The sequence below is a fragment of the Pseudomonas juntendi genome, from assembly GCF_009932375.1.
In the GTDB taxonomy this organism is placed as follows: domain Bacteria; phylum Pseudomonadota; class Gammaproteobacteria; order Pseudomonadales; family Pseudomonadaceae; genus Aquipseudomonas; species Aquipseudomonas juntendi.
The window spans coordinates 1-6,340 of the sequence record NZ_BLJG01000276.1 but is presented as its reverse complement, the minus strand read 5'-3'; the positions used below and the strand labels follow the sequence as shown (position 1 = coordinate 6,340).

At 63.9% G+C, this 6,340-nt stretch carries 6 protein-coding genes and 1 pseudogene; 1 reads left to right on the top strand and 6 read right to left on the bottom strand.

Going from position 1 to position 6,340, the window contains the following annotated elements:
- Positions 1-75: 75 nt before the first annotated feature.
- From GYA94_RS28850 to rimO, 6 genes and pseudogenes are all read right to left on the bottom strand, one after another.
- Positions 76-141 (bottom strand): annotated as a pseudogene (locus tag GYA94_RS28850) (hypothetical protein); the annotation flags it as partial.
- 184 nt (positions 142-325) lie between these two features.
- On the bottom strand, positions 326-1,018 hold the full coding sequence (tsaA, locus tag GYA94_RS24345; RefSeq protein ID WP_161893260.1) for a tRNA (N6-threonylcarbamoyladenosine(37)-N6)-methyltransferase TrmO: 693 nt from the start codon (positions 1,016-1,018) through the stop codon (positions 326-328).
- Positions 1,019-1,024: 6 nt separating this feature from the next.
- Entirely contained in the window at positions 1,025-1,486 is a 462-nt protein-coding gene (locus GYA94_RS24340) for a YehS family protein (RefSeq protein WP_029887591.1), read from the bottom strand.
- Between the two features lie 49 nt (positions 1,487-1,535).
- Complete coding sequence (locus GYA94_RS24335; protein WP_161893259.1) at positions 1,536-2,246, bottom strand: rRNA pseudouridine synthase; 711 nt, start codon at positions 2,244-2,246, stop codon at positions 1,536-1,538.
- Between the two features lie 108 nt (positions 2,247-2,354).
- Positions 2,355-2,822, bottom strand: coding sequence for a GNAT family N-acetyltransferase (locus GYA94_RS24330; protein ID WP_110679741.1), 468 nt, complete (start codon positions 2,820-2,822; stop codon positions 2,355-2,357).
- A 156-nt stretch (positions 2,823-2,978) separates the two neighbouring features.
- Positions 2,979-4,310 (bottom strand): 30S ribosomal protein S12 methylthiotransferase RimO, encoded by a 1,332-nt coding sequence (rimO, locus tag GYA94_RS24325; protein WP_054905943.1) that lies wholly within the window; start codon positions 4,308-4,310, stop codon positions 2,979-2,981.
- A 235-nt stretch (positions 4,311-4,545) separates the two neighbouring features.
- Between rimO and GYA94_RS24320 the strand changes: the two genes are divergently transcribed.
- Positions 4,546-6,340: potassium transporter Kup (locus GYA94_RS24320; RefSeq protein ID WP_161893258.1), on the top strand; the 1,795-nt coding region annotated here is incomplete at its 3' end.

The window sequence follows — 6,340 nt, the reverse complement described above, 5'->3', positions numbered from 1 at the left end:
TCGCGACGCAAGGCCGCTCCTACAATGGACAGCGAACAAGCCTGAATCGGGTCAGGCCAGCACCACCTCCAACACCCGTTCCGGTGCAGGTACCTGGTAGGCCGGGCGTGGGTCTTGGGCCAGGCACTGTTCGATCAGCGCCAGGCGACCTCGGGTCGCCTTTTTCATGCCTGCACGGTCCTTGTGGGAGCGGCCTTGCGTCGCGAAAGGGCTGCGTAGCAGCCCCGGCAAGCTTGCAGGATGGCTAAAGCCCCGGGGCCGCTACGCGCCCCATCGCGACACAAGGCCGCTCCTACAATGGGCAGCGAACAAGCCTGAATCGGGGTCAGGCCAGCACCACCTCCAACACCCGGATCACCTCCGGCTGCGGGTAATGCCAGCGCACCTCCACATCCCAGAACCTCACCCCGTACACCCGTTCCGGTGCAGGTACCTGGTAGGCCGGGCGTGGGTCCTGGGCCAGGCATTGTTCGATCAGCGCCACCAGCGGCTCACCCAGCCGCAATGCATGCTCGCGGGCCTGCGCCAATGCGCTGTCGGCCCAGTGCACGGCAATGGCTGCAGGCGCGGCGCTGGCCATCTGGTTGCTGGCGCATGCAATGCTGTCGGCGTAAGGCACGTAGGGCTTGATGTCCAGCACCGGCGTGCCGTCCAGCAGGTCGATCCCGGACAGCAGCAGCCGCCCCGGTTCAACCCCCTCCAGGCGCACCACCGACTGGCCGATGCCATTGGGCCGATGGGTGGCGCGGGTCGCGAACACGCCCATGCTCTTGTTGCCACCCAGGCGCGGTGGCCGCACCTTCAGGCGTGGCTTGTCTTCCAGCGCCTGGTGGAACAGGAACAGCAGCCAGACATGGCTGACCTGCTCCAGGCCTTCGACTGCCTCACCCTGGTCGAACGGCGGCAGCAGCTCCAGCACCCCGCGGGCGGCGGGAGCCAGCTGCGGTTGGCGCGGAATGGCAAACTTTTCCTTGAAGCATGAACGGACGATACCGACCGGGGCAACGGTGTGCTGCATGGTCACTCAGCCGCGCACGCGCAAAGTCAGGCCCTTGAGGAAGTTGCGCAGCAGCTGGTCGCCGCACGGCCGGTAGTTGTCGTGGCCAGCTTTGCGGAACAGTGCACTCAATTCCGGCTTGCTGACCGGGAAGTTCACGGACTTGAGGATCGCGTGCAAGTCGTCCTCCTTGAGTTCGAAAGCCACCCGCAGCTTCTTGAGGATCAGGTTGTTGGTCACCGGCAGCTCGATCGGTTGCGCCGGGCGGCTGTCATCCTTGCCGCGACGGTAGAACACCAGGCCGTCGAGGAAGTGCGCCATCACCCGCTCAGGGCAACGCACAAAGCCTTCTTCGTCTTCTTTCTTCAGGTAGGTGGCCAGCACCAGCGGGTGCACTTCGAGGCCGGAGAGGCCGATGATCTCGGCCATCTTGGCGTCGTTCACCTTGAGCATGTAGCGCAGGCTGCGCAGGACGTCGTTGTGGTTCATTGCTGCTGAATCCTGTTCAGGTGCCGCGCGTTCCAGCGCGGCCTATTACTTAGAAACGTTCGGTAGTGGCCACATAGCGCCATTGGCCCAGCGGCAACTTGCCCATCGACACGCCACCCAGGCGAATGCGCCGCATGCCGACCAGCTCCAGGCGCAGGTAAGCGCACAATTCGGCGATATGCCCGGGCTGCGGGTTTTTCAGGGCCATGCGCAGGTGGGTCTCGTTCTGCCAGCTGGCCTTGGCCTTGGGTAGCTCACGGTCATTGCGCGTAGCACCGCGGGCCAGGCGCTCCAGTGCCTGGGGCGTGGTCTGGCCGCGCACTTCAACGATGAATTCCTGCTCCAGGCGGCGCAGGTCGGCTTCGATCTTGCGGGTCACCCGCCAGTCCTGGGTGAACACTTGCAGGCCACTGGCGCCGCGCTCCAGTGGGGCGACGCAAGCCTGCCGGGCAAAGTGCCCGTGCAGCGCACGCACGCCCTCGCGGTGGGCTTCGCTGAGGCTGCCCATGTTGATGCTGGCGCGGGCGCTTTCGCTGTCCATGTCGGCAGGCTGGTTCAGCAGCAGGGTCACCGGCTCCAGGGTCTCGGCGCGGGCGCCAGGCAACAGCTCGACGCGCTGTTGCCCGACCTTGAACTGCGGCTGCTCGACCACCACGCCATCGACCGTGACCCAGCCTCCTTCAATGTACAGCTCGGCCTCGCGGCGAGAGCAGCCAAGCTGCTCGATGAGGCGTTTGGACAGGCGGACGGGTTCGGACATGGCGCAATTCGCAGAGGCAGGGAAAGGTGACCATTGTACCTGCCCCTACGCGGTTGATGATGGGAATCTGTGTCACTTGCGCCATTTCGGCGACCTGCTGCGGCATATTCAGTCGCCGCTGCACTGGCCTGTGCCCCGCAGGCGCATATGCAGCAGGGGGTAGGGTTGGCCAAGGCCGTCGGTAGGGGAGCGGCCGACCACCTCGAAACCTTCATGCAGGTAGAAGCCCAGGGCTTGCAGGTTCTGCTCGTTGACGTCCAGGGTTTCGGCATTGAGTTCGTTGATGGCGTAGCGCAGCAAGCGCCTGCCCACGCCCTGGCCACGGTAGGCCGGGGCAACGAAGAGCATATCCACCCGGCTGCTGGCGACCCCGGCGAACCCGCAGATACGCTGGCGGTCCTTGCAGCAGACCAGCATCACGGCGTCGAGGTAGCGGTACAGCACATGCTCACGCAGCAGCCGGACATAGGCATCGGGTAGAAAATCGTGGGTTGCGCGCACCGAGTCTTCCCAGACCTGGGCCAGTTCGGGGTAGTCGCTAAGGTGCGGGGTCTGCAGGGACAATGGCTGGCGCATCGTGGGACGTTCCTCTGGGGCTGAGGAAACGATAGATGCTAAAAGCGCAACAGGCCCAAGGATTGCCGGTGCGCCTGCGCGGCCCATCATCGGCCGCGCAGCTCCCTGGTAAAGGAGCTGCTGGCCGGCGATGGTGCGCAGCGTACTGCGTGGGTGTCAGACCGGCTCGGCCCACATGTCGTATTCGTCGGCATCTACCACCCGGCAACGAACCTTGTCGCCTGGCTTGAAGCCATGGTCGCCATCGATGAACACGCTGCCGTCGATTTCCGGGGCATCGAAGAAGCTGCGGCCTACCGAACCTTGCGCCTCGACTTCGTCGATCAGCACTTCGATCTCCTTGCCGATGCGCAGTTGCAGGCGGGCAGCGCTGATGGCCTGCTGGTGGGCCATGAAACGGTCCCAACGGTCCTGCTTGATGTCGTCCGGTACTTCAGCCAGGCCCAGGTCGTTGGCCGGGGCGCCTTCCACCGGCGAGTACTGGAAGCAGCCCACGCGGTCGAGCTGGGCTTCGGTCAGCCAGTCCAGCAGGTACTGGAAGTCTTCTTCGGTTTCGCCGGGGAAGCCGACGATGAAGGTGGAACGGATCACCAGTTCGGGGCACTGTTCGCGCCATTGCTTGATGCGTGCCAGGGTACGGTCTTCGAAAGCCGGGCGCTTCATCGACTTGAGCACTTTCGGGCTGGCATGCTGGAACGGAATGTCCAGGTACGGCAGGATCTTGCCGGCCGCCATCAACGGGATCACATCGTCGACATTCGGGTAAGGGTACACGTAGTGCAGGCGCACCCAGGCACCCAGGCTGCTCAGTGCTTCGCACAGTTCAAGCATGCGCGTCTTGACCGGGCGGCCGTTCCAGAAGTCGGTCTTGTACTTGACGTCAACGCCATAGGCGCTGGTGTCCTGGGAAATCACCAGGATCTCCTTGACCCCGGCCTTCACCAGGCGCTCGGCCTCGCTCAGCACTTCGCCCACCGGGCGGCTGACCAGCTTGCCGCGCATCGACGGGATGATGCAGAAGCTGCAGCTGTGGTTGCAGCCTTCGGAAATTTTCAGGTAGGCGTAGTGGCGCGGGGTCAACTTGACCCCTTGTGGCGGTACCAGGTCGATCAGCGGGTTGTGGTCCTGGCGGGGTGGCACCACTTCGTGCACGGCGTTGACCACCTGCTCGTACTGTTGCGGGCCTGTGACCGACAGCACGCTTGGGTGCACGTCACGGATGTTGCCTTCTTCAACGCCCATGCAGCCGGTCACGATGACCTTGCCGTTTTCCTTGATCGCTTCGCCGATGACTTCCAGCGATTCGGCCTTGGCACTGTCGATGAAGCCGCAGGTGTTGACCACCACCACGTCGGCATCCTCGTAGGTGGGCACGACTTCATAGCCTTCCATGCGCAGCTGGGTCAGGATGCGCTCGGAATCGACCAGGGCTTTGGGGCAACCCAGGCTTACGAAACCTACCTTGGGGGTGGCGGGCGTGGTGGACATGACTAACCTCGGTATTGAATGCAGGTCGCCCGGCCGGAATCGGGGGCGATCTTGACGGGCGCTTTTGGCGCCTCTGATCAAAAAGTGCGCAATTCTAGCGAGCGCAGGGACGCTTGACCAGCAGAAATACGACGAACGCTGCGCTATGCTTCGCGCCGTTGCGCCAAGCTGCAGTGAGTGCTTGGTCGCAGAGTGAATACTGAAAGGCCGTAATGGCCGTCTGCGGGAGTGGTCGATGGTTCAGGCAAGCAGTCACGCTGAGGGCGGGCACGAGGGTAAGCAGGGTGCGACGCGGTCGCTGGGCCTGCTCGTGGCAGCGGTCGGGGTGGTTTATGGCGATATCGGCACCAGCCCGCTGTATACCCTGAAGGAAGTCTTTACCGGTGGTTATGGGGTGCCGGTCAACCATGACGGCGTACTGGGGATCCTGTCGCTGATCCTCTGGTCGCTGCTGTGGGTGGTGTCGTTCAAGTACGTGATGTTCATCCTGCGCGCCGACAACCAGGGCGAGGGCGGCACCATGGCCTTGACTGCGCTGGCGCGGCGGGCTACGGCGGCCTACCCGCGGCTGCGCACACTGATGGTGATCTGTGGCCTGATCGGCGCTTCGCTGTTCTATGGTGACAGCATGATCACCCCGGCGGTGTCGGTGCTGTCGGCGGTAGAGGGCATGGGCCTGGCGTTCGACGGTATCGACCACTGGGTGGTGCCGATTTCGCTGGTGGTGCTGGTGGCCCTGTTCCTGGTGCAGAAGCACGGTACCGAGAAGATCGGCAAGCTGTTCGGCCCGATCATGGTCACCTGGTTCGTGGTGCTCGGTGCACTGGGCGTGCACGGCATTTCGCAAAGCCCGGAAGTGCTCAAGGCCTTCAACCCCGGCTGGGCGGTCAACTTCTTCGTGGTGCACCCGGGGATGGGGGTGGCCATTCTGGGTGCGGTGGTGCTGGCGCTGACCGGTGCCGAGGCATTGTATGCCGACATGGGCCATTTTGGCCGCAAGCCTATCGCCCGTGCCTGGTTCATCCTGGTGCTGCCGGCGCTGGTGCTCAACTATTTTGGCCAGGGTGCGCTCCTGCTGCAGGATCCGGATGCGGCCCGCAACCCGTTCTACCTGCTGGCACCGGGCTGGGCGCTGTTGCCGTTGGTTGGCCTGGCCACCCTGGCCACGGTGATTGCCTCGCAGGCAGTGATTTCCGGGGCCTTCTCCTTGACCCGCCAGGCCATCCAGCTGGGTTATATCCCGCGCATGCAGATCCAGCACACCTCCAGCGACGAGCAAGGGCAGATCTATATCGGTGCGGTGAACTGGACCCTGATGGTGGGTGTGGTACTGCTGGTGATCGGTTTCGAGTCTTCCGGGGCGCTGGCGGCAGCCTACGGCGTTGCGGTAACCGGGACCATGCTGATGACCACGATCCTGGTGTCGGCGGTGATGCTGCTGCTGCGGAAGTGGCCGCCGCTGCTGGCGGTGCCGATTCTGGTCGGTTTCCTGCTGGTCGACGGGCTGTTCTTTGCCGCCAACGTGCCGAAAATTGTCCAGGGTGGCGCCTTCCCGGTGCTGGCCGGGGGCGTGCTGTACCTGCTGATGAGCACCTGGAAGCGTGGCAAGCAGATCCTGGTCGAGCGCATCGACGAAGGGGCATTGCCGCTGCCGTTGTTCATCAGCAGTATCCGCATTCAGCCACCGCACCGGGTCGAAGGCACGGCGGTGTTCCTGACCGCGCGTTCCGATGCCGTGCCGCATGCGCTACTGCACAACATGCTGCACAACCAGGTGCTGCATAGCCAGGTGGTGTTGTTGACGGTGGTCAGCGAGGACCGGCCGCGGGTGCCGGAGCACGAGCGCTTCGAAGTGGAAGCCTATGGTGACGGCTTCTTCCGTGTGCTGCTGCATTTTGGCTTCATGGACGAGCCGGACGTACCGGCGGCGTTGAAACTGTGCCATCTGGATGGCCTGGACTTCACCCCCATGCGCACCACGTACTTCCTCAGCCGTGAGACGGTGATTGCCTCACGGCTGAGGAAGTCGC